This window comes from Paenibacillus sp. FSL H7-0735 (genome assembly GCF_038008505.1).
GTDB lineage: Bacteria > Bacillota > Bacilli > Paenibacillales > Paenibacillaceae > Paenibacillus_AQ > Paenibacillus_AQ odorifer.
This window is the reverse complement of sequence record NZ_JBBOZH010000001.1, coordinates 2577136-2603672: the sequence shown is the minus strand read 5'-3', so window position 1 is coordinate 2603672 and position 26537 is coordinate 2577136. Positions and strand designations below refer to the sequence as shown.

The following is a 26537-nucleotide window of genomic DNA, read 5'->3' as shown; positions in this document are numbered from 1 at the left end:
CCAAAGAGGCGATAGGTTTAACCTTCGCGGTACCACTCTTTTTGATCGTTGCTTATTGCTTATAATAAACAACGAATCTTAGAACCCGATTACGGAGGGTTAGCCGTTAAGATCTACTGAGGTTCGATCTTACCGCTCATGGGTGAGTTGGGGAACCTACTCCGCTGTCTTGCACCAACCGGCAGCTCTCTGGGCAGTAGTTATTCCTTAATACTCCCAATCATTACGTTTATTCCGTATTGTATTTTGACCTAGTATATATTTAGAAATTATTCCCTGTCAATACAAATTCCACTTACAGCTCTACTGACTTCCCCATTTCGTTCCAGACAGGCTGTCCGATCAGACCTAAACGCCAGATCGCAATTCCTTTAAGACCATAACGTTTAGCAAGTCCTACCTTCGAATTCACTGAAGATTCGTTTTCGCTATACACAGAGATCCCGAGGATCAGCTTATCCTTACTCACTTGCTGAAGCGCAAGCCGGATGCCTTCATCAACTAAACTCATCGGCTCTGGAACTTTTTTCTCTTGTAAATAATCGTACGCCATAATGACCAAATCATCTGCAAGTGTTCCTAAAGTTTTGTAATCATATCCTTTATAAGAACTATTTAATGGATGAAGAATAACGGTAAGTTTAAGTCCTGCTGCATGTGCTTTTTGTGATAGGTTTTTCACAAAAGCATTGTAATCTGCTTGCACCTTCGCCTTATCACCTGTTAGACCTAGGCCCTCCAGATCCAGGGTAATGCCTTGGAATCCTTTTTGCGTTGCAAGATCTACGATTCCAGTAATCGTCTGTTCTTGAAGCTGCTTATCTTCCAGGTTCTTAGTTAACTCTGATGCGGTATCTCCAGAGAAGACCATCAGATAAGGAGCTGTTCCACCTGCCGCTGCATTCGTGACAATCGATTCTGGCGTTACGTCACCAGCCGCCTGAGGCCATTTGAAATCAGTCCCCGTTGTGGTGAATTGCCCGCTTTTATCAATCCCACTCCAACCAAAGGCCACAGCATCAAAATTAGGAAGTAAGGAAATCTCACTATAAGAACTCAGAGCATAGAAACCAAGAGTGTACAGTTCAGTCTTCGGTGAAGTAATAGATACGGTCTTCGTGGCTTGATTCCAAGCTACACCCGCACCAAACTGCTGGCCGAAAAAGCTAAGGGGAATCATCGTTGTATCCCGGATCGTCTGCGGAGCAACTCCTAACTTCACAACCGCGCCGTTAACACCTGCATTTTTGCTGCCAAGGGTCAGGGTTACCACTTTGGTCCCTGCAGTATCTGTTTTGGTAGCCGTAATTTTCTTCTGCGCCTGATTCCACTCGACATTAATTCCCAAAGCTTCAGATATAGCTCGGAATGGCACCATCGTTGTTCCGCTCATCACAACAGGTTCTACTGGAAAGGGTAGTGGATAACCATCCAGCACAATACTAACTCCACCAGCTGTGGCTGCCTGTGTGGTATTGTGGATTAAAGCCGTGGTGCCTCCTAGCGAAATAGCCAAACATAATACTAATTTACCGATTCGCTTGTTCATGAATGATAAGTCTCCCTCTTCTATGATATGAAGTCTAATCTTGTAAACTCTTATATGTCCTCTACCATTTTACCAAAGATTATCCAATTGTAAAATTAATAGATTGTCATCTATGAGCTTCGAAATTATTTTTCATATTAGAAGAGGTCGGCAAAATTACATAAACACGCTCAAAAAGGTTCCCACTGCTCGTTCAACATCTACATCCACTGCAACTTGTATGGGTTTACCTACTTTTGGCTGAGCCCGCAAGTCCGCTACGACCATTCCCGATGTGAACTCACCTTTGTGCTCCACACGAACATTCATCTCTTTGTAGGTTACTAGATCTGGTTGCAGCGCAACCATAAGTGCGAGTGGATCATGCAGCGGTGCGCTGTTGATCAAAAAGTTCGCTTCACGATAGAAATTAAAATAATGAGTAAGCGATTGTTCCATGAACGAAATGATCGCTTTATTTTCTTCACGTCCAAAACGGTTTAATAAATCGATATGCTCTTGGGTAATCCGCGTCTTAAGCGTAACGTCTAGACCCACCATCATAACAGGAAGCCCAGATGTAAATACATGATCAGCAGCTTCCGGATCCCCAGCAATATTCGCTTCCGCAACCGGTGTTCTATTGCCGGGATTGAAGATCGTACCGCCCATCACCACTACTTTTTTCAAAGTATTCTTAATACCAGGGTCCATGTCAAGCGCCATAGAAAGGTTAGTTAGATGTGCCAGTGTGACTAATACAATCTCTCCGGGATTCTCATTAGCCATCCGAACAATAAACTCAGATGCAGTTTCGCTAATGGGACGCTGGCTGGATGGAGCAATTTCCACATTACCAATACCGTTCTCACCATGCACATGAGTGGCGTAGCCTGAGTGCTCACGAACAAGTGCCTTGGATGCTCCTATCGCTACAGGAATCTCATAACCGGGCTTAGCAAGCTCAATTAGCCGCAGTGAATTGTCCGCCGCCTTTTCGACATCAATATTCCCAAAAACGGTTGTAATCCCTTCTACAATTACGTTTGGAGCGCGTAAGGCATATAGAATCGCCAGTGCATCGTCAATACCTGTATCTGCATCAATAATAATTCGTGTTTTGCTCATTTATGTTCTCTCCCATTATGTTTTTTCATAAAAACTATCATATCACGGCCAACGAGGGTCGCTCAATTTTTATTCAATTCCTGTTCTTTAAAGGCTTCAATAAACCGCTTGGGATCACACTCTATCAAATAAGCATACACACCCTTACTCGTGTGCAGATAGAACATGCCGCCCATATCCCCCATTGAACGATAAGACATATCGAAAATATCTTTTAGCGGGAATTCCCGATGACGAGTTACAATTCTATCTTGATATAGATACATTAGCCGATTGGAAGCAACACTTCGTTGTTCTCCATCCCTAATTTCTCGTTGTATCTTATAATACGGAAGCTGGGCTACCCATTTCATTTGCAGTCCTCCTGCTTGTCGTAATGGACTCCATTTTATTATTCTTTTTACCCTATTGCAAAATAAAGAAGCTTAACGACCCCATTAGCGGAATCATCAAGCTTCAGTAAATCACCGTTTATTTCTTTGTATAAGCTGCGGCTGCCTTGCAAAAGCGTTCCAATGCCTCAACTAACGTAGATCTCGGACAAGCCAGATTGATCCGCAGATGGCCTTTGCCCTCTGTTCCAAAAACAGAACCTTCATTAAACGCAACTTTAGCCTCTTTGTGCATCAGCTGCTTCAGACCGTCTATTTCCAAGTTCAGTTCGCGGCAATCTACCCATAACAGGTAGGTTCCTTGCGGCTGCATCACATGAACCTGTGGTAAATGCTCCGACAAATAGCTAATAGTATAATCCACATTATCTGATACATATTGTAACAGCTCATCCAGCCATTCTTCTCCGTCGTTGTAAGCGGCTTGTACTGCTCCTTGCGCGAAGAAACTAGCCATATGTAAGCTCAAGGCTTTCATTTTTTGATCAAATTTACGTTTCAATTCCGGATTCGAGGACACGATAAAAGAGGATTGAAGCCCCGGAAGATTGAAGGTTTTGGTCGCGGCAAGTGTGGTTAACGTAATATTGGCAATTTCCTCAGACAAAGATGCAAAAGGAATATGCTCATACCCTGGAAGCGCCAAATCACAATGGATCTCATCAGAGATAACTGTCACTCCGTGGCGCAAGCACAGTTCACCGAGCTTCAACAGTTCTTCTCTTTCCCATACTCTACCGCCTGGATTATGCGGACTGCATAACAGCAGCAGCTTAGCTCCACCCAACATCAGCCCTTCCAACTGCTCATAATCCATCTCAAAGCGCCCATTACGGACGATAAGCGGATTCTTGGCAACCTTCCGGTCATTCATCTGGATGACATCATAGAAGGGATAATAAACTGGCGATTGTAAAATAACCTCGTCCCCAGGCTCAGTAAACAGTTCAACAGAGAGGCTTAAGGAAGTTACAATTCCGGGAGAATCTGAAATCCACTCCGGTTTGATCTGCCAATCATGCCGTCTTTTAAACCATGACGTGATGGCTTCTTTATAAGTATCACTAGGTACACTGTAACCGTAAACTCCTTGTTCTGCGCGGCGCAGAATGGCTTCCTTCACTGCGGGAGGACTTTCAAAATCCATGTCTGCCACCCAAAGCGGCATAATATCCTTCTCACCAAACAACTTCTCGGATTGATCCCATTTGTAAGAGCTAGTATTACGGCGGTCAATTACGCGATCGAAATCATACTTCAACTAAAGTCACCTCATCCTTATAAACTTATCTTTTATTGTATCATGAGGAAAGCGATATGGCATCTTAAGATAGAATCAAAAGAATTCACATAAATAGATGATTAATTTCAAGTCGTTAGACGATAGAAAAACAATAGAATGTTAATAGTAAATACTCTGAATAAAGAGGAGGACCTTCGTTCGTCCTCCTCTTTACAATAATCATAAGTAAAATCACCAATATTAAGGTGACCAACTTATCTATACGAAATACACCTTATTACGCTAATTGTGTAATAACGAGATGTGCTGAAACAGATCTTGTTCCTCCAGCGAGAGGAGTAATAGTAAGTGCAGTAGAGTTACCAGCAGGATTCCGAACGGTCAGGATGGTGTTAATAACCGTTGTTTGCACTATAGCCATTTCTACGATTTGTGATGTACCTGTTGCGCGTCCAACTACAGTATAGGCGAGATCCGCGCCATTAAGAGTCAAGATGAGTTGTCCTGCTTCGGTTACACTAACCTGAAACAACACCTGATAAGTCCCTATTGCTGCTAAATTAAAAGAACTAGGACCCGTTCGTGCAATTGTCGTCCCGCTGGTAGGTCCGTTTTGAGGAAAACTTACGTCTGTGCCCGGTGCTACAGTTGCTGCATTATCAGGAGGCATTAGGGCAAAAAAATCAGCAAAACCTAATACACCTCCTGGTGCTCCGGTTGCCCCCGTTGCTCCTGCTGCTCCCGGCGCTCCGGTTGCTCCCGGTGCTCCTGCTGCTCCCGGTGCTCCGGCCGCTCCCGGTGCTCCGGTTGCTCCAGCTACTCCTGGTGCTCCTGGCGCTCCTGGTGCTCCTGTTGCTCCTGTTGCTCCCGGTGCTCCCGGTGCTCCTACAAAACCTTGTGGTCCTATAGCTCCTGCAGGACCAGGTAAACCTTGCGATCCCTGAGGACCTACAACTCCTTGGGCACCCGGCACGCCTTGGGCACCCTGAGGACCAACGGGTCCCGCTACACCCTGTGGACCAATCGCTCCCGCTGGCCCTGGTTCACCTTGAGGTCCTTGGGGTCCTGGAGGTCCGCCGGCGGGTCCTGGAGGTCCTTCAGCTCCTTGGAGTCCTCGTGCTCCTTGAGCTCCGGGAACGCCTTGGGCCCCTTGTATTCCTTGGAGTCCTTGTGCTCCTTGCGGCCCTTGCGGTCCTGTAGCACCAACGACTGTCGGTGTAGTAACATTCACTTCTGGTGGAGGACAAGTGACTTTTACAATCTTCTTAATAACTTTTCGACGATGTTCTTTTCTTTTTCTTTTCGAAGGAAATACAGTGGCGACTTTTTTCTTATGACACTTTTTATCGTCTGGACAACTCAATGCGTACACCTCCCTATAAATATAGTTCAGTGTACGCATCTTACTAATTTTAGACATGGACCAATAACTAGTTTCTATTAGACTGGAACCTATTTTCATAAAAAAGGGCTAATAAAGTAGGAGGTGGCCCTTAAGTACATTACAATGTCCACACCATTTTTATTTACTTTTCGTATTTTATGATTAGGACAACTGACACTTCCCTATTAGGCCCAAATCATAGATTTGGGTTTTTTTATGAGCACATAAAAAAACAACCCCCAAACCACGGGAGCTGCTAATCATCAACTATTATATTTTATCAACAGGCTTACGAATGGTGTTGCCTACCTTCGTGAGAATATCCGCCATTGATGCCGAGTCATTTACGTCATAATCATCAATGTTCAGACGAAGCACTGGGCAAGCTGTAAACTCATTGATCCATTTCGAATATCTGCCATGCATATGCTCCCAGTAGGATACGTCCGTTTGAATTTCCATCTCGCGGCCGCGTTCATTAATTCGCGCTAAAATAGAAGGAAGACTGCCTTCAATATAAATCAGCACATCAGGGTGCGGGAAATAGGGTGTCATGACCATGGCTTCATACAAGCTTGTATAGGTTTCATAGTCTGTCTTGGACATCGTGCCTTGATCCGCATGCATTTTAGCAAAAATACCAGTGTCCTCATAAATCGAGCGATCTTGAACAAAACCACCGCCCATTTCGAACATTTTCTTCTGTTCTTTAAAACGTTCGGCTAGGAAATAAATCTGTAGATGAAAACTCCATCTCTCAAAATCATGATAGAACTTTTCAAGATAAGGATTATGATCAACTTGCTCCAGCGAGGTTTGAAAATCTAACCTTTTAGCCAAAGCACCTGTTAAAGTGGATTTCCCCACCCCCACGGTTCCTGCCACGGTAATTATGGCGTTAGCTGGGATGTTATATGGATTCATTTCATTAGCTCCTTTATGTGAGAGGCAATTTCGACGAAGTGTTCTGGGTTCTCCACGAAATCGACTGCATTTCCATCTATGGTAATAATAACGGTAGACGGCTCTTGAATCGCTAGAGAGCCCATCGCATCATCATAATCTTCTATCAATTGCTGCAAATACGCAGTATCCATATCCCCTTCAAAAGGGCGTCCGCGTTTGGCGATTCTTTTTAACAAGGTATCAAGATCTGCTTTTATATAGAGAATAATATTTGGCTTCGGCAGGTCATCCGTCAGCACATGATAGATTTGTCGATACTTTTCTCGTTTCGTTCCCTTCAGCGTTCGTTCCCCAAAGATAAGGTTCTTATAAATATGATAATCCGAGATCACCGGTTTACCTTTATCTATGTACTGAGTTACTGTATCTTCAAGCTGCTTGTACCGATTACAGAGAAAAAACATCTCCAGTTGAAAGCTCCAGTCATCCATGTTCTGATAAAATTTAGCCAGAAACGGATTCTCATCCACAATCTCCTTAATAATCGGTAAGTTTAATTCCTCTGCAAGCATCGAAGCTAATGTTGTTTTTCCAGCCCCGATCGGGCCTTCCACTGCAATAAACGGTGCATGTTCCATTGATGCTGACTTCCTCCTCAGATACGGACCCTTCAATAACTAATTTTAAAAAACAGACTAAATTATTGTATCACATGAGACCTTACTTGTGAGCGGCTAATTATGAAGAAACTTTTCCAGTAATACAAGTGTCCAACTGTAAGATAAACGCATATATAAGAGAGTTATTCCTCTGAAAAATCGGTTCGACATCTATCTTCTCCCCACGAGGATGAATCGGACCGAGGAGACTCTATTTCCGAAAAATCGGCTGTTTCAGCATACAATCGGACTCAGTTGCAGCTATTCTACCAAATGCGCCCTAATAATAGTCACTATCCGACCAATAAGAGCTATACAGTCCATAACCTTAGCTAAATGAGCTAATAAACAACAATAGTTGCCATACGGTCCTTTAGGATCACTCCTCTTTTCCTAGATGTCATCGCGCATTCAAAGGACTGGAACCATAGCAAAAAAGGTGTCCCTGAAGGGACACCTTTTTAGATCATTCTATTAAGATAAACGTCCGCTGAAATCTTCGAAAGCGAACTGTTTGATTACTTTAATTCCCTCTTCGTCATTGTAGCTGACGATAGCTGGCAGATTCACGCCGTTAAACATATGGTTCTTCACCATAGAATAATGCGCCATATCTAGGAATACGAGTCTATCGCCGTATTTCAAAGGCTCCTTGAAGGAATAATCTCCAATAACATCTCCGGCTAGGCAAGTCATTCCACCTAATCTGTACGTATAAGGATATTCCCCAGGTTGTCCAGCATCGATAATGTTCGGACGGTATGGCATAGCCAGTACATCTGGCATGTGGCATTCAGCCGAAGTATCAAGAATCGCAATGTCCATACCGTTATGCATAACATCCAGAACGGTAGCTACCAAATATCCAGTATTAAGCGCAACGGCCTCACCTGGCTCCAGATAGATTTCCACACCGTAAGTCTCTTTCATATGCAAAATGCAGCGGACAAGGGTCTCCAGATCATAATCGGGACGTGTAATATGATGACCGCCACCAAAATTAAGCCATTTCATCCCTTTGAGATAAGGTCCGAACTTTTCTTCGACTACTTTGAGCGTACGCTCCAGTGTGTCTGAATTTTGTTCGCACATGGTATGAAAGTGTAATCCATCAATTCCCTCAAGCTCTTCAGGTCTAAAGTTAGGGAGAGTTACTCCCATTCTGGAATAATTGTAGCATGGATCATACAGCGGAACTTCGATCTCGGAATACTCCGGATTCACTCGAATACCGCAGCTGATGTGCTTCGGTGCATTTTTCACACGATCCTTGAATCGATTCCACTGGTCAAAAGAATTGAACACAATGTGATCGGAGTATTCAAGAAGCTCATCGAATTCACTGTCCACATAAGCTGGTGCGTAGACATGAACCTCTTTGCCCATTTTTTCATAGCCCAATCTGGCTTCGAATAAGGAGCTGGAAGTTACGCCATGCAAGTACTTGCCAACTAGCGGATACAAGGAGTGCATAGAGAAACCTTTTTGGGCGAGCAAAATCTTAGCTCCTGTACGTTCTTGTACAGAATTCATAATCTCAAGATTGCGGGTAAGCAATCTTTCATCTACAAGGTAACATGGTGACGGGACAACGCTGATATCAATATCCATCAATCGCGCCTTAGTCTAGCAGCGTTGGCGAGAAATCTTCTTGCCAAGGCAGACCATGTTTATTCAAAGCTTCCATGAATGGATCTGGATCGAACTCTTCTACGTTGTACACGCCTGGTTTCTTCCAGATTCCTTTTATAATTAACATTGCTCCGATCATTGCAGGAACGCCTGTAGTATAGGAAATGGCTTGGGAGCCAACCTCTGCATAACATTCTTCATGATCGCAAACGTTGTATACATAATAAGTTTTTGGCTTACCGTCTTTAGTACCTTGGATGATACATCCAATGTTAGTTTTACCTTTTGTTCTTGGTCCCAGGGAAGCCGGGTCAGGCAGCATTGCCTTCAAGAATTGCAAAGGAACGATCTCTTTGCCTTCGTACATGATAGGCTCGATAGAAGTCATACCCACATTCTCAAGCACTTTCAAGTGAGTCAGGTAGTTCTGCGAGAAAGTCATCCAGAAACGGATCTTCTTCACGCCCTTGATGTTAACAGCCAAGGATTCCAACTCTTCATGGTACAAAAGATAAATATCTTTAGGTCCGATTTCCGGAAGATCGTAAACTTTCTTCTCAGAAAGTGGTGCGGTTTCAATCCACTCGCCATTCTCGAAATAACGGCCATTAGCTGTAATTTCACGAATATTGATTTCAGGATTAAAGTTTGTAGCGAATGGATATCCATGATCGCCAGCGTTGGCGTCTACAATATCAATGGTATGGATCTCGTCAAAATAGTGTTTTTGCGCGTAAGCCGTGAACACGCCAGTTACACCTGGGTCAAATCCACTGCCGAGCAAAGCGGTAAGGCCAGCTTTCTCAAATCTTTCTTTGTAAGCCCACTGCCAGGAATATTCGAATTTCGCTGTATCTTGTGGTTCATAATTGGCAGTATCCACATAGTGCACTCCTGTTGCCAGGCACGCATCCATGATCGTCAGGTCCTGATATGGGAGAGCGACATTAATAACGACATCCGGCTCAAAGCTCTTGATCAGTTCAATGACTTCGTCCGTGTTATCTGCATCGAGCTGAGCAGTAGAAATCTTCGTGCGGCCTCCGGCTAATTTATCTTTCAGAGCGTCACATTTCGCGACAGTTCTGCTGGCAATGCAGATCTCTTCAAATACATCCGGGTTCTGGCAGCATTTATGAACAACAACACTTGCTACGCCGCCAGCGCCAATAATTAACGCTTTTCCCAAAATAAAAACCTCCTAAAATTCCATTTGCAAAATCAACAAGGCTGATTATACATAATATTTTTGAATAAATCAATAAAAACCGACAAAAAATGATGTGTTTTGTGTAAAATCTCTAAGAAATCTTGTTAATACTCTTAAATGCTCATATTTCCTCGATTATCCACGTGTATAGATCAGGTGTTTTGCTGGAACAGAGTGGATTTTCAGAAACTAGAGCAACTAGATTATTCTATCACAAGAGGGTTATACTTCATACGATTTATTTTAAAATCAATGAAAAACCTCACCATCCTTTCAACTCCGCGTAAAGACGTACAGTTCCCACCCATTCCGATCAACAGCACTGCAACAAATACAAAGAGGCCGTAATATATACTCTTACCCGTTTTTGTCGCAATATTAATCGTTGTTGCTATGCCCATCCGTTTCGTGACCAGAATTGAACGATCATTGGGATAATTATAAGTTGTCCCATTTTTCCAATATTCATCATCATCCGTATAAATAATCCTCGAAAAGATTCCCGCTTACATTCTTCAAAATCGCATACGCTTTGTTTACCGTTATTGCATTTCCCTCTAAATCTTCTGCGCTCCACGCAAAAAGCTGAACTCTCCAGAAGGAGAATTCAGCCTAAAGCTTCTAATAAATAGTCAACTTATTTATTGGAATTTATTCGAACTGCATAAGCATCTGCATCCCATTCTACCTGCGCCCCCAACATTTCGCTTATCAATCTGAGGGGTACATAAACGCTATCATTAATGAAGACCGGTTTTTGATCTGTTGCTATTACCTTTCCATTAACAGTCGTTTGTCCAGTTACCGAATTCAAGATCAGAGTTGTAGATCCCTTTACAGCGACCACAGCTCTCGATGGAACATCCCAACGAACATTAACTCCCATCTGCTCGAAGACTCCTCTTAAAGGAACATATGTCGAATTATTAATTAGTAGTGGCGGCATAGTCAGTTCCATTTCATTCCCATTCAACAATACTTGAATAGATTTCTTCACGAGCTGAGGCGTATTCACCTCGATCTCTCTGACCCCCAGACCCGTCTGCCCAAATTCATTTGCTCCCCAGGCAAGGACATGACCATCTTTTAAGAGTACATAATGATTTCTGCTCCCTTTAGAAATGGAAACTGCATTCTGAATACCCTTAGACTGTGTAACATTAATCTTGTTCTTATCGCCAACCGTCCACTGCCACACGGTCCCATCCGCCTTCACTGCGGAATCTGTTGTCAGCGAAATGACATCTGTAAGTCCTGGAACCTGAACAGTCTTTAGAGCTTCTCCCAGATATGGATCTATGTAATTATTCCAAATCCATACTGTACCATCCCATCTCAATGCCGCCCCATAAAGTCCATAGGCTCCATCCATATCAACCGCTCTATATTCTCCGCTTCCTTTAATAAGCGTAGGCTTTAAGATTACGCCTTTTTGCGTTCCCAGCGGTTGCTGCGATCCCCACACCCATACCTCTCCACCATTACCAAGAGCTACTGAATTATTCGATCCCGCTGCTATAGACAGGACGGAGGGTAGTCCCTTCACCTGCACCGGGGTTAGCTTGTTTTTCCGCGAATCGTCACCGAGTTCACCTTGTTCATTGCCTCCCCACGCCCAGACCGTTCCATCTTTAAGAAGAGCTAAGCTAAAGGTGCCCCCCGCAGAAACAGCTTTCACATCTGTTAGCCCTTGCACTTGAACAGGCTCTACAAGAATCTTAGAGGACTGTGTTCCAATGCCAAGTTGTCCATGCTCGTTCCCCCCTACCGCCCACACTGTTCCATCGTCCTTCAACATCAAGTCATGGCGATAACCACCTGAGATTTGCTTTACATGATCGATATGCATTTTGACAGGAGTATACGCTGGTGTGGTCGCCCCATTACCAATAGAGCCATACCCACCACCCCACGCCCAGGCTGTTCCATCCGCAGTGACGGCATACGCACTTCTGTCACCAGCGTCCAGTTGGGTGATGCCAGACAATAATTTCTTTTCTTCAGGTGAATTCACATTATCTGCTGCTGCCACTAAAGGTGAGACCATAGTCAGGCAAAGAACAGTCCCAACAACAACTCTACAAATCCGACTTACCTGCACTTTTGACATCAAGCTTTGTTTAAACACTTGAGATCACTCCTTTTTATTAAAAAATAGATAACGCAACAACTCACGGTCCCGTCCCAAAACCTCCAATCTTCCAGCCGTTAGCATGTTTGGTCAACACTGCGAAGCGAGTCTCCCGGCCATCTGGGGTATTGAAGACGGGATTTAGTGATTTCATATACAGATCGACCACAATATTTAACGTTGTGCGATCACCGATGTCTTTGATTTCAGAGCCAGTATCATAATCCATCACTTTATAAGAGGTAGGCTTAGCCTCAACAATACTTTCACTGAGAGCATTTTCACCACCAAAACCCGGGTTATAGAGTTGATGCTCTTGACGGTTAACCGTCAATGCAGTGAGTAAGGCATTAGGATTCAAACATGCGCGGGCGCGGGTATGATTACCAACCTGTATAGCCTGAAAAAAAGCATCCAGCAGCTCGAAATGGCCTAATGAGGCTAAGTCACCATTCTCACCTTCCTTAGCAAACAAACCTTCTCTCTCCGTCCACTCCTCAAATGTAAATCCTGTAATGTCGGTCAAGCTACGCTTCTTAATAGAAGGGCCGATACTTTGAATATTAAATTCCAGCCAAGCCCCAACGGTATTTCCTGATTGCACAAGCAAAACGAGATTGGAGGGATAAGAAAATTCTTTTTGTTCGCCAGAACCAGGTAAACCATCGACTAAGGAATACCGCTGTACCTCTACCGTGGCACCCTTCAGCAGGGTCAAATCCAATCCGGCATCTTTAGAGAACTCATTCGCTAATCGCCAGTAAAGTCCCACTGGATACTCCCCCAGCTTAACCTCCCAGTTCTGTGGTACCTCAACTGCAAATGTATCCGGATGGTTCTGAACTTTATAATCCAGTGTTAGCAAAAAGTCTTCGGGAATCATGGTTACTTGAGTAGAAGTCGACGTTACCTGTGGTACAGACGTTGAAGCTATAGAGCCAGAAGGCTCCACACCAATGGAGTTCTCCCCTTGATTACAACCTGAATTTAAGAGCACAAGAAAACAAATCGTTATCATCGTTATGAACTGCCGCTGGGTCATCTAATTCCCGCCTCTCTAATCACTCCTCTATATTTAGACTGAGGAATATTATACAAAGTTGCGGGAAACTGGAAATTATTAAAATCATTTTATACGCATAGGACCCTGTAGTTTGGGATTGGCGTTGATTTTACCTGCTTATGCGGCATAAATCGCTTGTTGCTTCACTCTAGGACTCTCGTCCACCTTTTGACACTTGATAACTTCGGGAGCATAATAAGCTTCGGCATATTGCAACGGATTTCCATGAAATACAGGTATATGCAGGACCTTGGTGTAATTGCATCAGAGAGGATGATAACGAGTGAAAAAAGATTTTGATATAAAAAACAAACCCTTCCTAGTCTTTAGCTTCGTCCTGCTGCTAAAATGCGCAGTGGCCTGGTTCGTAGTTTTTAGCGACGGTCCTAACTGGAGCATGCTGCTGACAGAGATCCCATTTTTCTTTATCGTATTTGGACTTATTGAATGGATGGCTTCCAAACGAAAATTTCTGTATTACATGATAGCCAACCTATTGATTTCAGTCATATATTTCGCCGTCCTAATGTATTACAAATATTACGGTGTAATTGCTACTTATCATGCCTTGGAACAAGCAGATAAAGTAACTAAGGTGGGAGAAAGCACATACTCGTTGCTGGACCCTTACTATTTGTTCATTTTTGTGGATATTGTAGTGTTCATGTTTTTTATGTTCCGTCCGAAATATATTGCGATCTGGAAAGAAAGAGGTATGAACCGCCGCATGAACCGGACCGCTTTGTTTGGGATCATCAGTGTTTCCTTAGCAGTTTGTGTCTTTAATGTTTGGCCGAATCATGCCAGTATGAACGAGAACAAAAAAGCGGAGAGTATGGGGATTCTTAATTACGAGGTCTATACTATTTTTGCCGATACAAGGGAAACAGAAGAAATAATCGACAGCAAAGAAATCACGCAACAATCCATTAACGAGACCAAAGGGATTACAGAGCCTGTCTCACCGAAGTACTGGGCGGCAGCTCAAGGTAAAAATCTAATCGTGGTACAAATGGAATCTTTTCAGAACTTTTTGCTGGGCCTGAGCATTGACGGACAGGAAGTAACACCCAATCTAAATAAGCTTTTGAAAAGCGAACATTATTTCAATAACTTCTATACTAATGCCGGGCAAGGAACAACTTCGGATGCTGAATTTGTGGTGAATACTTCGTTGTACGTTCCTCATCACGAGGTAGCCACTTCATCCAATTATATGGATAAGGCGCTTCCGAGCCTGCCTAAGCTGATGAAAGCTAATGGATATAATACAGCAACCTTTCACACCAATAGCGTAGAATTCTGGAACCGCAAAACTCTATACAAAGTCCTAGACTTTGATAAGTATTACGATCAAGCGTTCTATGGGGATGGTGATCATATCGCATTCGGTGCTTCTGATGAGGTACTCTATGCCAAGACTGTGCCTGAATTAGTCAAAATGGATGCTAAAGATGATCCTTTTTATGCAATGGTCATTTCTATGAGTGCTCATCACCCTTATAAAATGCCAGAGTCAAAAAATAAAATGACGCTGCCTAAACGGTATGAAGGTACCCTAGTTGGCAACTATATTCTAGCTCAAAATTACGCAGATTATGCAATGGGACAATTTCTGGATCAATTAAAGTCCAGTGGTCTATGGGATGATAGCGTCATTGTCTTTTACGGGGACCATCAGGGTGTATCGCTATATTCCCTTGATGGCAACGAGAAATCGTTAATGGAAGAAATGGTCGGTCACGAATATGGTTATACCGATATGTTCAACGTTCCTTTCATCGTACATGCGCCAGGGGTAGGTCAACCTACGGTCTACAGCCAAACTGGCGGCCAGATCGACATTATGCCAACTGTAGCTAACCTGTTAGGGATTTCAATGAAAGATCAGCTCTACTTCGGAGAAGATCTGATGAACCAACAGACCAACATGCTCCCTGTCAGACACTTTTTGCCTACCGGCTCTTTCATTAATGACACAAGCATGTATTTGACTGGTGTCGATTACGATGATGGAGACAACTTTAATCTAATCGATGGCTCTGAAACAGAGGGCGGTTCGACAAAAGAACAATTTGACGCCGTTCAGCGGCTTCTAAATATGTCTAACAGCTACATTCAACAACTGCCGGATTTACCATCTACGGATAATGCAGAGTAACTATAAAAAGAATGCCCCTCAGCCAAATATGAACTGCACCCCGTCAAGTAGACAGCACAAAAAATAAAAGTAGTTTAAGCGGCCTTAGTCCTAAATTCAATGGGACTGAGGCCGTTTAGTTTTGCCTGTAACCGTTCGTTATTATAAAAGTGAATGTAGGTATCAATATCTGTTTGGAGTTCTTCAAAGGTCTGGTAGGTATGTAAGTAGTACTTCTCACATTTCAATGTTCCCCAGAAGGATTCCATCGGCGAATTGTCAATGCAGCAGCCTACTCGGGACATGCTTTGCTTCAGTTCTGCATCGTCCAGCATCTTCTTAAAATGCAGAGAGGTATACTGGAAACCACGGTCGCTATGGAGTAAGGTTCGGCTCTCCGGTGCTGCCTGCAAAGCTAATTCCAGTGTGTTAAAAACTAGCGAATTATTATTGGAATGACCCAGAACGTAAGCAACAATGGACTTGTCATACAGATCTTTTATTGCACTTAAATACGCCTTCTTGCCGTTGCCGTATTTGAATTCCGTTACATCCGTTACCCATTTTTGGTTTGGAGCTTCAGCCTCAAAATTACGGTTCAGCACATTCTCTGCAACCTGCTGAGGCGTGGAGCCTACATACTTCTTTCTCTTTCTGCGGATGACTGACTGGATACCTTGGCATCTCATCAGCCGGTACACTCGCTTTGCGTTAATAGATTTATCCATTTGTCTGCGCAAATGCAGGGTCAATTGGCGATACCCAAAGGTTCGTTCCACCTTCTCATACAAGAGGAGCATGGCCTCTGTCAGTTTCTCGTTGTCAGCCTCTCGAAAACTGGGTTTGCGATTCAACCATTTGTAATAACTTGACCGTGAAATCCCTGCGATGTCACACAAAAGCCGAATGGAGCAAGACTGTTCCTGCTGAACAGCCTGAATGGCCAGGTAGATATTCACCTGGCGAATGGTTCTTAACGCCTCCTCTTTTCGAGTTCCTCTAACTTTTTTAGAAAAGCATTCTCCGCACGCAGGCGTGCATTCTCGTATTCCAGCTTTTGCATCGCGAGTTTGTGGCGATCTGCTTCCGTAAGTTCTTCAGGCGCTTTGGTGCGTCCTCTACCGTCTCGTAATGCCTCTTCACCACCTGCTTCGTACTTCTTTACCCAGCTATATACTTGTTGGTAAGACACGTGAAAATGGCTTGCCGCCTTCGCATAGTCTTCTCCGTTCGAAAGGCAGTACAGCACGATATTTATCCGTTCCTGCCAAGTGGTTACGCGTCCTTTGGTCATAGCTTTAGTTCCTCCTGAATGAGCTGTTAAGCTGTTGCTATGACCATTATACTTCCTAATCCAGTTGGCGAGTTGGGTTGCACTTGCAATCTTATACTTGCAGATGATTTGGTTTTGCGACAATCCTCCCTCGAGATAATCCTTAACGGCATAGAGTTTAAGTTCTGCAGAATACGTACGATTGTAGCTTCGGACTTCCAGCCCTTCGTATCCATACAATTGATAACGTTGCCGCCACTTCACTATAGAGTTTTTGGATATTCCATACTTCCGGGCCGCAGCTTTCAAACCAATGTCGCCCCGTTCAATTTCTTGGAGAATCGTTAACTTTTCCAGTGCTGTATACTTCTTTTGTTCCATAAAAATGCTCCCCATACAGCGACAGGTTTTTATTATTTCACCTGTCTACTATATGGGGAGCATATCAATAGCTGAGGGGCATTCTTGTATTATTTTATAAGTATCTAAAACTTAATTAAGCTTCAACATCCTATCAATAATCACTGCTGCTTGAGCACGGTTGGCAATGTTTTTAGGACCGAAGGTATCCGCAGTCAGACCTTGCACAATACCTTCCTGAGTTAGTAATGCCACCGCTTCTTTACCGTAAGCAGCGATTGTTGCCTGGTCTTTAAAGTTAGCCAAAGCGGCATTTGTATCATTTACCGACTTGCCTTTAAATTTCTTAAGTGAATTGGATACAATGATTGCCATTTCCTCGCGTGTAATCGCACGGTTAGGATCAAACCTTCCATTGCCTACACCGTTAATCAATCCGTTCTTGACCCCGGATGCAATGTATCCATAAGACCAGTCAGAAGCTTTCACGTCACTGAAGGCAGCGGTTGATTTCACATCAAGCAGATCAAAAGCTCGCACGATCATGGTAATAAACTCGGCACGCGTCACCTCTTTAAGCGGAGCAAAGGAATTATCGCTCACTCCTTGCAGGATCCCTTTTGCCGCCAGCTCTTGAATTGCCGATACTGCCCACGCCACCTTACCTAGATCCGTGAAGTTAGAACCTATTGGGTTTGGTGTTGCAGACGGCTGCACAGTTGGAGCTGGAGCTGGCGTTGGTGTTGCAGACGGCTGCACGGTCGGTGCAGGTGTTGATGTTACAGATGGCTGCCACGGTGTCGAAGGTGTTGTTGGCTCTGGTTCATTCACCCCGTTATCCATACCATCCTCTTTAGTCGCCGCTGGAGCAGCAGCATAGATTGAATTGGCAAGCAATCTGAATTGATTTTGCGGATGATATTTATTCATCAGATCATTCGCAAATAACGTCACATGGATGTTGTCTGTATTGTAAGTAAGCGCCAATACTTGGTCTTGTGCAGCCTCGTTATTCGGCCACCAGCCTGCTTTGAAAAAGTCAGCTCCTGATCCGTATTTCGCCAAGATCTCTGCGCCTTCAGGCACTTTTGTAATATAAGCCGCGGAAACTGTGTAGAGATATTCGCTATCGGCATAAGGCGCTGTAATTACATTGTCCTGAGAGACCTCAGCCTTAAACAATCCCTCATGAGCATCTTCTTTACCATCCTTATTGACCGGAGTTGAATAGTCCAGTCCAGGGAGGACCTTAAGCCCTTTAACAGTTTTTAGCATCGTTCTTCCATAACCGATAAACGGTTTACCTGTAGCAATCAGATTCGTTCCCGAATTGATTAGAACATCTGCTGCCACTGTATCCGTAGTTACGTTAAACCCAAGATCCTTCAGCATAAATGCAGTCGCTCCTGCAATAGTTACCTTAGGAGCCTTAAGCAATTTACCCGTTCTGTTCTCTGCAGCACTAAACGGCACAATATCCAGCAGATATTTAGACGATACCGTTCTAAGATTGGATCTGGAAACAAGGAAACTTCCCTTCTCGTAACCTGTACCCCCATTCTCCAGCAGTGTCACTGCCTTATGGTTGGCTAGCAGCTCATTCACAGCTTTTATCGCATCATTGTTGCTGTTTTTAATCACATAATTTTGCTCGAACGGAGATTGATCCAGATTCGTACTAGGGATCGTTACACCGCTAACCTCTTCTGTCTTCCCAGTGAATGCTCCTACAGAACGGCTAATATATCGGTCAAAACCACGCATAGCCGAGAAATTCTGTACCGTATCGGAATACATCTCATTAAAATCCGAGACATCTAGTCCATCATACAAGACAAGATTCGCATAACCTCTTTTGGCTTGATGCATATTCACCACATAGGTTCCAGCCGGATAGACTACAGAATCTACAGTTACACTGGCTGTTGTCCGTTCTACTTTCACATTGTTACGCAGTAGGTACTGAACCATTTTGTAGGTTTCCAGATCATTTTTTTGCAAATCTTTTGCAACCGGAAGAATGTAATACTCAGGGAAGAAATTCGTATTCTCATCTACCCCTGGACGTCCAATAGACTCATTCTGTGCATTGATTAGATAATCTTTAACAGCAGCATTAGTATTCTCATTTTGGATACCCCGTTTGAAGATTTCCAATTGATTCAGGAACAGTTCCTGCTTGTTGTTGATCACATAATCGGTGGCCCCCAAAGCCGCATAATAAAAGGCATCCAGTGAATCTTCATTCAATTCAGGCACTTCAATGGTATGCCCAAGTGCTCCTTGATGCATGGCATATACAGCTGTGTAGGCTGGCGAAGCATCATCCCAACCTGTTGCATTCGTTCCTTTATAGTTCGGATCCTGTTGTGTTTTTTCGTATTCTTCATAAGGGATATGGTAGGAATCATATTTTGTATTAGCAATCCCCGCCTTACCCATGGCATTTGCTTGCTCAAGCATACTTGGCATTACAAGATCATATTCAATGTTAGGATCATGAGGTGGTGTGCAAGGCTCAATCAAGAAGCCACTTACAAATCCATGCATGTCCAAAAAGGTAAGCGGCGTCCACTTAGCAATTTGTGCAGTTACCGCTTGTGTCTCAGGTTGGGTCTGGTAAGAGTTGTCCCGATTTGGATCAAGCAGCGTTGAAGTTTGACGCGTGTTTAACGCGCGACCGTCAGGATTCTCTACATAATCAAGCAGGAAAATCACATGGTCAAGCGCTTCGTCGATGTTCAGAACTACCTTTTTCGGATTTCCATTCTCATCAGTGGTATCATAGGTGACAATTTGCTGTGTCATCAGCGTATCCAAAAACTTAATGATTACATCGACACCATTGGCTTCATCGGCATGAATGTTATTCAACCAAATAGGTACCTTATAATTCTGCAGATCCCCGTCGTTAATTTTCTTTTGCAGGGCTTCAGGATCATTCATCATAAGCGGTAAGGTCTCGTTCAAATATTGATCTACTGAGGACTTATCCTTAGCAACAATAGAGAAATGAATGGCACGACCTTGAGTTGAGGTCCCAATTTGCTGATACTCTACATATCGATCATATTTATTATTGCTTTCAGCAGTAATCCTATCGATCGCGGGTTTAATCTCATCATATGTATGATAGGTTTCATATGGATTTAGTTTGACTTGCTGCTCTACCAGCACATCTCCAGCAGGTAATGTCCCGATTAGATTATAAATTCCCACTCGTTTGACGTACTCTGCACGTATACCCGTTAGTGAGAGATTCTCTCCGTACAGCAAATCAAAATGAATTAAAGCCTTTACTTTTGAACCTGAGATCGGCTCATATGTCACTGTTACGAAAGGATTACCTGAATAATCTTTCGCATCTTTATTCCATTTTTTCCACTCTGCCAGCGGCTTCATCTCTTCCGCCGTTCTGCCAAAATTCCAGATGATATCTTGAGGCGATGCCCCATCAGGAAGATCTAAAGTCAATTCTAATGTTCTAGCTTCCGTCATAGAAGCTTTGTATACTTCTGTGGAAACTGTCGCCGCTATTTGTTCATAGACAGCAGTCGCTACCGTAATTTGTTCTGAAGAAAGCACCGCTGGGTCAGCTGTGTTCTCCGTAGAAACCGGAGCAACAACCGCCTGCGGGTTAATTTCGGTTGCAACTTCACCTGCATATGCAGCTGGAAGCAGACCCGACATCATAAGTGTAAAAGCTAGTAATAAAGATAGTATTCTCTTGGACATTTTTTACCTCCTATAATTTTGTCTACTTTCACCCCAAATTGAATGAATATACACTTATATGAATCTGTATTCATAACATAATATAGTATTCTATTAATTTTGGGAACAAAAATAATAGAAAAAATAATATTTTTATACGACTTGCCTAGGTAAGCGTATTCATTTTGTGCAAGAGTCCTACACTACCGCAACAAAAAAAGCGCCCGGATAACCGGGCGCTTTGAATTACAATAATATATTAAACTGTTTCTGGAAAAGAAGCTTCACTTAACTCTTGTGCAGGTACAAGTTCACTGCTCCCCTCTTGCTCTACAGGTGCGTTAACCAGCATATACACACGGGACTCGTAAGGCCGTAATGCGACAGTCTCAATCGGCTCCGCAGGATCAACCTCATAGTTATGCAAGAGCAACTCACTAGTATCAAACTCCAATTCAAATGGAAGGTCAAACAGCGCTTCCTCTGCTGTCAGGTTAGACATGACCAGCAGTTTTTCATTTCCAAGCGTCCTAGTATAAGCATAAATACGTTCATCTTCAGGCAAAATGAGATCATAAGTCCCGTAAACAGTAACGGGATTAGCAGCCCGAAGAGCGATAAGCTTTTTGTAATGATGATAGATGGAATAAGGGTCCTGCTTCGCCCGCTCCACATTGATTTCCGTATAATTCGGATTCACCTTCATCCATGGCTTGCCGCTGCTGAAACCAGCGTTTTCAGAGTCGCTCCATTGCATTGGTGTTCTAGAGTTGTCCCGACCGTTCTTCCAGATTACCTCCATGACTTCCTCATGTGATTTACCGGCTTCAGTCTCCAAACGATACAAGTTCTTCATCGCCACATCATCGTAATCATCCATTGATTCAAATCTTACATTGGTCATCCCAATTTCTTGACCTTGATAAATAAATGGTGTTCCCTGCATCAGGAAATACATCGTAGCCAACGATTTAGCTGACTCTTTCCAATACTGGCCATCATTTCCCCAAGTAGAAACTGAACGCGGCTGGTCGTGATTTTCGATGAACAATGCGTTCCAGCCTCTGCCCTCAAGACCTTTTTGCCAACGGGAGAGAGCTGATTTTAGCTGCAGAACATCCAATCCACCTGTCACACTCTTATTCCAAAGAGCTAAATGCTCGAATTGAAAAATCATATTAAATTTGCCTTGCTCTTCACCCACCCACGACTCCGCCTGATCAACATTTACACCACTCGCTTCGCCAACCGTCATGATGTCATATCGGTCAAACGTCTCCTGCTTGAGCTCCTGCAAGAAATCGTGAATCCCTTCACGGTTCATGTGACCATCGCCAGACGGAACATACGGAAGATTCTGTGGATTCGGCAGATCGGGATGTCCGGTGATTTTTTTAATATGTGAAATGGCATCCACCCGGAAGCCGTCGATTCCTTTGTCCAGCCACCAGTTGACCATGCTATACAATTCACGGCGCACCTCAGGATTCTCCCAGTTGAGGTCTGGCTGTCTTTTGGAAAATACATGCATAAAATATTGCTCTGTGGCGGGATCAAGCTCCCAAATCGAACCGCTGAAAATACTCTCCCAGTTATTCGGCTCCTCCCCGTCCTTAGGATCACTCCAAATATAATAATCCCGCTTCGGATTATCCTTGCTTGAACGTGCTTCAACAAACCATGGATGTTCGTCCGAAGTATGATTAATCACTAGATCCAGAATCAGCTTCATGCCTCGTGCATGAACCTCGTGCAGCAGCTGATCAAAGTCGGCCATGCTGCCGAACTCCGCCATAATATCCTGATAATCCGAAATATCATAACCATTATCATCATTTGGGGATTTATAAATAGGACAGATCCAAATGACATTGATGCCAAGCTCCTGCAAATAATCAAGTTTAGAAATGACTCCTTGCAGATCCCCTACACCATCACCATTGCTGTCCATAAAGCTCCGTGGGTAAATTTGATACGCCGTGGCTTCTTTCCACCATGTTCTGTTCAATGCATGCAGCTCCTTCGTATTCATATACCCTTCACAGGAAAATTTTTTCCCGAAATTCATTAAAATTAATAATTTAGTTATTGTTTTTAGCAAAAATCCAACTTTATCGTTCAAAACAAGCTTTTTTCAAGGAAATAATTTTCCTACAGCGATCATTATAGGACCTTTTATTTCCTAGGTCAACAACAATCTTTTGGATTCTTGAAGCTATCCGTGATATGCTTGCGAGAGTTGAAACACCAAGTGAATCATATGGAAAGTTATGGTGATCTTCTTGAAGGTAAAGATAAAAGATATAGCCCAAATGGCGAACGTTTCGATCTCTACGGTGTCCAGGGTAATCAATAACAGCAAACCAGTAAACGAAGATGTCCGTAAACGAGTACTGGAAGCTATTAAACAAACCAACTACCGTCCGAATGTCATCGGCCTTGAAACGGACAAAGCTAATACACAGCTGATCGGTGTGATCATTCCGCAGAATAGCAACACTGTACTGGATGACTTCAATGTTGGTATTCGCGATCTTGCGGATTTGTATGGATACGACATTATGGTCGGATTAACGGACGGCAGTGCAGAAAGTGAACAACACTATTTGAAGATGTTCCAGCGTATTGGGACGGAAGGAAATATATTTGTGGGTTCAATTCCAAACCATGAACATCTGGAGATCATCCGCAGCTCAAATACACCTTGCGTGCTTGTCGGGCAACAATCGCAGGTGGATATGATTCCTTCCGTTCATCTGGACAATATAACTGCCTCCTATGAAGCTGTTACTTATCTGATTCAAAAAGGTCATCGCAAAATCGCTATGATTCGCGGATCGGGAGATAATGCGGTGGGTGGCGATCGGTATAAAGGCTATCTACAAGCCCTTATGGATGCAGGCATAACCTTAAGGAAAGAATGGGTAGTAGAAAGTGCGATGGCCGTCGAAGATGGGAGCGACGCCATGCGCCGAATTATAGATAGCGGGGAGTTACCTACTGCGGTGTTTTGCTCTACAGATTGGATGGCAGTTGGAGCCATGAATCATTTAACCGATAACGGTCTACGGGTGCCAGCTGATGTCGCCGTGTTCGGTTTTGATAACAGCTTCATTGCCTCTATCGTTCGACCTAAGCTTTCCTCGGTTGAATACTCTGGAACGGAGATTGGGATGACCGCCACCCGAACCTTAATCAAGCTGATTAAAGGGGAGACCGTTGTGCCGCATCATGCAAATGTGGCTCATTATTTGGCTATTCGGGAAAGTACGGGTTAGGAGCTGTGGAGCTCCTAACCCTTTTTTATACAGATGATGTTGGTGATGTTATTGTGTGAATCCTACTTTGGCTCGTTCACGCGTTTTGGTATCTAGAGAGATGGAACAGATCGAGCTGATTGGAATATAAAACTCTTCAAAATCCGTCCGATATTTGACGAAATTTTCACTTACCGTTTCCAGCACTCCTTTTGTAGCGTTGGAGCCATCCACAAAATAGATTGTTACCTCTTTTCCCTGCAAAACCTCCAGCATAGCCTTCTTCACTCCTTCGTCTTAGAGATTTGTGATGACCTTATCGATAATTCCGTATTCAACCGCCTCCTCGGCTGACATGAAATAATCTCGATCCATATCTTGCAGTACCTTCTCTACCGTCTGCCCAGTTCGGTCCGCTGTAATTTGCACAAGCACTTCCCTTGCCTTCAAAATACGTTTGGCACTGATCGCAATGTCACTAGCTTGCCCCTGCGCCCCACCATGCGGCTGATGAATCATAATCTCGCTATTCGGCAAGGCATAACGTTTCCCTTTGGCCCCAGCCAATAACAACAAAGAACCAAAAGAAGCCGCCATTCCTGTACAAATGGTATTTACCGGAGGCTTAATAAGCTGCATCGTGTCATAAATACTGAAGCCTGCGGTGATAGAGCCACCTGGACAATTGATATACATGTGTATATCTTTATCCGGATCTTCTGCTGATAAAAACAATAACTGGGCAACAATACTGTTAGCCAGCTGATCCTCAATTTCCGCACCTACGAACACTATCCGGTCCTTCAACAGCCGCGAATAAATATCGTAAGATCTTTCACCTTGATTCGTTTGTTCGACTACATAAGGAACGTACGCCATCCGTATTCGACCTCCATCTGTTTTAGAGTTTTGAAATCTACCCTGTAAACGGATTAATATGGGGATAGGATACGTTAGGCGTGAGAATTTTTATTTTTTAAAATTGCGTATCTTAATTTCCTGCTCATTCGTTTATTATTAGAAGTAATCGAAATCACCTTACTGGAAAAGGAGTTATGCAGAGTGATCATCCTTGAGAAGCTTAGCACCGGAGATGAGCCGGATGAAAGTAACAGCAGGTCTTTGCAGATAGCTCTGAAGCGATATTGTCTTGCATTGACACAATCCCCGTGGGATGCCGATGATTTAGCTCAGGATACATGGGTCAAGGCTCTAGGTTATATGAAGACTTCGAACTCATCGAGCGCAAATAATGGGAACAGTCCAATGAATGAAGTTAAACAAAATAAAGAAACCATTGAAAATGATAAGGCTAATGGAGCAAATGGAGCTAATGAAAAACTTGAAACTAATCAAACTAATCAAATGAACTATACGTTTTCTAAGGCTGCAACGTCTGCTAAGGCTGTAACGCCATCTAAGACTGCACCATCTACAAAATCTGCAAAATCTGCAATGCATTCTACGATTCCTACAAATTCTACTCATCATACAAGTTCTACAAATCACCCAAATCCTGAGGCATTGCTTTTTCGGATTGCCCGAAACACATGGATTGATATCATGCGGCGAAAAGCCACCTTGTCACGAGTGTTGGAGCTGGATCAGTCCCCCACTGAAGCCTCTGCGGAGTATGGTTCATTTGAGATTGAAGCTGCTTTTCAAGCACTACAGGAGCATTTATCTCCGCTGCAGCAGGCGGTATTCCTGCTTCGAGATGTGTTGGGACACTCTGCAATGGAAGCTGCCGAGATTCTCGATACCACAGAAGGGGCAATAAAAGCCGCTCTGCACCGAGCCCGGCAAGCCCTTCCTCTCGTAAGACAAGAGCTGCTTCAGGCCGATGGTCCTTCCTTACCACAGGACACAGCCATGCAGATTGTCTTGAGCCGCCTTGCAGCCGCGTATGAACATGGGGAAATTGCCGAGCTGATCGAGCTTGTATTTGCGGACGAAAGCCAGGAACCTGTAATGGCGGTATCGAGCCAAAGCTTGCAAGGCTTCCAGACCTTCCAAGCTGGTGGATTCAGTTCAAACAGCTGGAATTATACCACGCCAGGAATGTGTATGGTGGCGTAGTTTTTCGTTAAGCTCGATTTCGGGCAGCTAAGTGTCTCGTTACGTTAAAAACGAACAGATATATTTGCGATTAGTTCGCTTAATGTGTAATTAACATTTGGGCTGTTTGTGGTAACTAGCTACAAACGTTGCATATTGTGCAACAGACTCCGCCGTCCTGGCAGCAAAAATTGAATCTGCTGTACTTTCTGCAATAGATTCTGGTGAAAAGCTAGTTTAATGCCACTTGATCATCCATTGATTGTATAGAGTACAATAGGATCAAATTTTCTCCACTCTAATACGAATTCTATTGCACGAAGTACAATCAAACTAACTCTTTCCCGTTAGTCCAATTTGTATCACTCAAAACTCAATACATTGCTGCTGATCTGGCTGATCCCGCCGCTTCTCTACAATGAATCAGAAGCTTCACATAAACCAATAAACAGTCATTTT

General features: G+C 43.6%; 20 protein-coding genes, 1 pseudogene and 1 other annotated feature. Of the genes and pseudogenes, 4 read left to right on the top strand and 17 right to left on the bottom strand.

The features are described from left to right. Position 1: 1 nt before the first annotated feature. Positions 2–233, bottom strand: a binding site (T-box leader). A 62-nt stretch (positions 234–295) separates the two neighbouring features. From NSS82_RS11630 to NSS82_RS11580, 12 genes are all read right to left on the bottom strand, one after another. Continuing rightward, the gene (locus NSS82_RS11630) at positions 296–1549 is read right to left on the bottom strand and encodes a stalk domain-containing protein (protein WP_076272902.1); all 1254 of its coding nucleotides are present in this window, start codon (positions 1547–1549) and stop codon (positions 296–298) included. 156 nt (positions 1550–1705) lie between these two features. Beyond that, positions 1706–2656: a nucleoside hydrolase gene (locus tag NSS82_RS11625; RefSeq protein WP_076140902.1), complete on the bottom strand. Its 951-nt coding sequence runs from the start codon at positions 2654–2656 to the stop codon at positions 1706–1708. Positions 2657–2718: 62 nt separating this feature from the next. Beyond that, a complete protein-coding gene (locus NSS82_RS11620) occupies positions 2719–3009 on the bottom strand; it encodes a hypothetical protein (protein WP_076140901.1) in 291 nt (96 codons plus the stop codon). Between the two features lie 118 nt (positions 3010–3127). Next, a complete protein-coding gene (locus tag NSS82_RS11615) occupies positions 3128–4309 on the bottom strand; it encodes a MalY/PatB family protein (protein ID WP_036679326.1) in 1182 nt (393 codons plus the stop codon). A gap of 259 nt (positions 4310–4568) precedes the next feature. Beyond that, complete coding sequence (locus NSS82_RS11610; protein ID WP_256718540.1) at positions 4569–5663, bottom strand: collagen-like protein; 1095 nt, start codon at positions 5661–5663, stop codon at positions 4569–4571. A 282-nt stretch (positions 5664–5945) separates the two neighbouring features. Continuing rightward, on the bottom strand, positions 5946–6599 hold the full coding sequence (locus tag NSS82_RS11605; protein ID WP_036679320.1) for a deoxynucleoside kinase: 654 nt from the start codon (positions 6597–6599) through the stop codon (positions 5946–5948). After that, positions 6596–7219, bottom strand: a complete 624-nt coding sequence (locus NSS82_RS11600) for a deoxynucleoside kinase (RefSeq protein WP_036679318.1) — start codon at positions 7217–7219, stop codon at positions 6596–6598. Before NSS82_RS11600 ends, NSS82_RS11605 begins: the two co-directional genes overlap by 4 nt. Before the next feature lie 495 nt (positions 7220–7714). Further along, on the bottom strand, positions 7715–8851 hold the full coding sequence (gene nspC, locus NSS82_RS11595) for a carboxynorspermidine decarboxylase (RefSeq protein ID WP_076125019.1): 1137 nt from the start codon (positions 8849–8851) through the stop codon (positions 7715–7717). A 10-nt stretch (positions 8852–8861) separates the two neighbouring features. Beyond that, positions 8862–10061 (bottom strand): saccharopine dehydrogenase family protein, encoded by a 1200-nt coding sequence (locus NSS82_RS11590; RefSeq protein WP_036679313.1) that lies wholly within the window; start codon positions 10059–10061, stop codon positions 8862–8864. Positions 10062–10285: 224 nt separating this feature from the next. Beyond that, positions 10286–10567, bottom strand: a complete 282-nt coding sequence (locus NSS82_RS32690) for a DUF5808 domain-containing protein (protein ID WP_368073987.1) — start codon at positions 10565–10567, stop codon at positions 10286–10288. A 152-nt stretch (positions 10568–10719) separates the two neighbouring features. After that, positions 10720–12210, bottom strand: coding sequence for a stalk domain-containing protein (locus tag NSS82_RS11585; RefSeq protein ID WP_076272904.1), 1491 nt, complete (start codon positions 12208–12210; stop codon positions 10720–10722). A gap of 43 nt (positions 12211–12253) precedes the next feature. Further along, positions 12254–13255, bottom strand: coding sequence for a DUF4830 domain-containing protein (locus NSS82_RS11580; RefSeq protein WP_076272905.1), 1002 nt, complete (start codon positions 13253–13255; stop codon positions 12254–12256). A gap of 304 nt (positions 13256–13559) precedes the next feature. Between NSS82_RS11580 and NSS82_RS11575 the strand changes: the two genes are divergently transcribed. Then, entirely contained in the window at positions 13560–15437 is a 1878-nt protein-coding gene (locus NSS82_RS11575; protein ID WP_076272906.1) for an LTA synthase family protein, read from the top strand. A gap of 74 nt (positions 15438–15511) precedes the next feature. On the opposite strand, the gene NSS82_RS11570 is transcribed toward NSS82_RS11575, so the two are convergent. The 3 genes from NSS82_RS11570 to NSS82_RS11560 form a co-directional block, all read right to left on the bottom strand. Then, positions 15512–17070, bottom strand: a protein-coding gene (locus NSS82_RS11570; protein WP_094903917.1) for an IS3 family transposase whose coding sequence is annotated in 2 segments (ribosomal slippage) — positions 15512–16437 and positions 16437–17070 — 1560 coding nt in all. Because the reading frame shifts where the segments join, the coding sequence is not laid out codon by codon here. A 111-nt stretch (positions 17071–17181) separates the two neighbouring features. After that, entirely contained in the window at positions 17182–20784 is a 3603-nt protein-coding gene (locus tag NSS82_RS11565) for a M14 family metallopeptidase (protein WP_341109820.1), read from the bottom strand. Between the two features lie 238 nt (positions 20785–21022). Then, a complete protein-coding gene (locus NSS82_RS11560) occupies positions 21023–22771 on the bottom strand; it encodes a glycoside hydrolase family 13 protein (protein WP_081382356.1) in 1749 nt (582 codons plus the stop codon). Between the two features lie 262 nt (positions 22772–23033). Here NSS82_RS11560 and NSS82_RS11555 point away from each other — a divergent pair, with 262 nt between their 5' ends. Next, complete coding sequence (locus tag NSS82_RS11555; protein ID WP_076140897.1) at positions 23034–24041, top strand: LacI family DNA-binding transcriptional regulator; 1008 nt, start codon at positions 23034–23036, stop codon at positions 24039–24041. 48 nt (positions 24042–24089) lie between these two features. Here NSS82_RS11555 and NSS82_RS11550 read toward each other — a convergent pair whose 3' ends face one another. Further along, complete coding sequence (locus NSS82_RS11550) at positions 24090–24296, bottom strand: hypothetical protein (protein ID WP_036679303.1); 207 nt, start codon at positions 24294–24296, stop codon at positions 24090–24092. A gap of 21 nt (positions 24297–24317) precedes the next feature. Then, positions 24318–24899 carry an ATP-dependent Clp endopeptidase proteolytic subunit ClpP gene (clpP, locus tag NSS82_RS11545; RefSeq protein WP_076098479.1) on the bottom strand — a complete coding sequence of 194 codons (582 nt, stop codon included), beginning with the start codon at positions 24897–24899 and terminating at the stop codon, positions 24318–24320. 243 nt (positions 24900–25142) lie between these two features. On the opposite strand from clpP, the pseudogene NSS82_RS32685 reads away from it, so the two are divergent. Together NSS82_RS32685 and NSS82_RS11540 are read left to right on the top strand one after the other, a co-directional pair. Continuing rightward, a pseudogene (locus tag NSS82_RS32685) lies at positions 25143–25244 on the top strand (sigma factor); the annotation flags it as partial. Continuing rightward, positions 25242–26099 (top strand): sigma factor-like helix-turn-helix DNA-binding protein, encoded by an 858-nt coding sequence (locus tag NSS82_RS11540; protein WP_370510918.1) that lies wholly within the window; start codon positions 25242–25244, stop codon positions 26097–26099. The pseudogene NSS82_RS32685 and the gene NSS82_RS11540, both read left to right, overlap by 3 nt. Positions 26100–26537 lie beyond the last annotated feature (438 nt).

Excerpts from the sequence above, each read along its gene's own strand:
- NSS82_RS11630 (WP_076272902.1), bottom strand. The coding sequence starts at position 1,549 with ATGAACAAGCGAATCGGTAAATTAGTATTATGTTTGGCTATTTCGCTA.
- NSS82_RS11625 (WP_076140902.1), bottom strand. The coding sequence starts at position 2,656 with ATGAGCAAAACACGAATTATTATTGATGCAGATACAGGTATTGACGAT.
- NSS82_RS11620 (WP_076140901.1), bottom strand. The coding sequence starts at position 3,009 with ATGAAATGGGTAGCCCAGCTTCCGTATTATAAGATACAACGAGAAATT.
- NSS82_RS11605 (WP_036679320.1), bottom strand. The coding sequence starts at position 6,599 with ATGAATCCATATAACATCCCAGCTAACGCCATAATTACCGTGGCAGGA.
- NSS82_RS11600 (WP_036679318.1), bottom strand. The coding sequence starts at position 7,219 with ATGGAACATGCACCGTTTATTGCAGTGGAAGGCCCGATCGGGGCTGGA.
- nspC (WP_076125019.1), bottom strand. The coding sequence starts at position 8,851 with ATGGATATTGATATCAGCGTTGTCCCGTCACCATGTTACCTTGTAGAT.
- NSS82_RS11580 (WP_076272905.1), bottom strand. The coding sequence starts at position 13,255 with ATGACCCAGCGGCAGTTCATAACGATGATAACGATTTGTTTTCTTGTG.
- NSS82_RS11565 (WP_341109820.1), bottom strand. The coding sequence starts at position 20,784 with ATGTCCAAGAGAATACTATCTTTATTACTAGCTTTTACACTTATGATG.
- NSS82_RS11555 (WP_076140897.1), top strand. The coding sequence starts at position 23,034 with ATGGTGATCTTCTTGAAGGTAAAGATAAAAGATATAGCCCAAATGGCG.
- NSS82_RS11550 (WP_036679303.1), bottom strand. The coding sequence starts at position 24,296 with ATGCTGGAGGTTTTGCAGGGAAAAGAGGTAACAATCTATTTTGTGGAT.
- clpP (WP_076098479.1), bottom strand. The coding sequence starts at position 24,899 with ATGGCGTACGTTCCTTATGTAGTCGAACAAACGAATCAAGGTGAAAGA.
- NSS82_RS11540 (WP_370510918.1), top strand. The coding sequence starts at position 25,242 with ATGAAGACTTCGAACTCATCGAGCGCAAATAATGGGAACAGTCCAATG.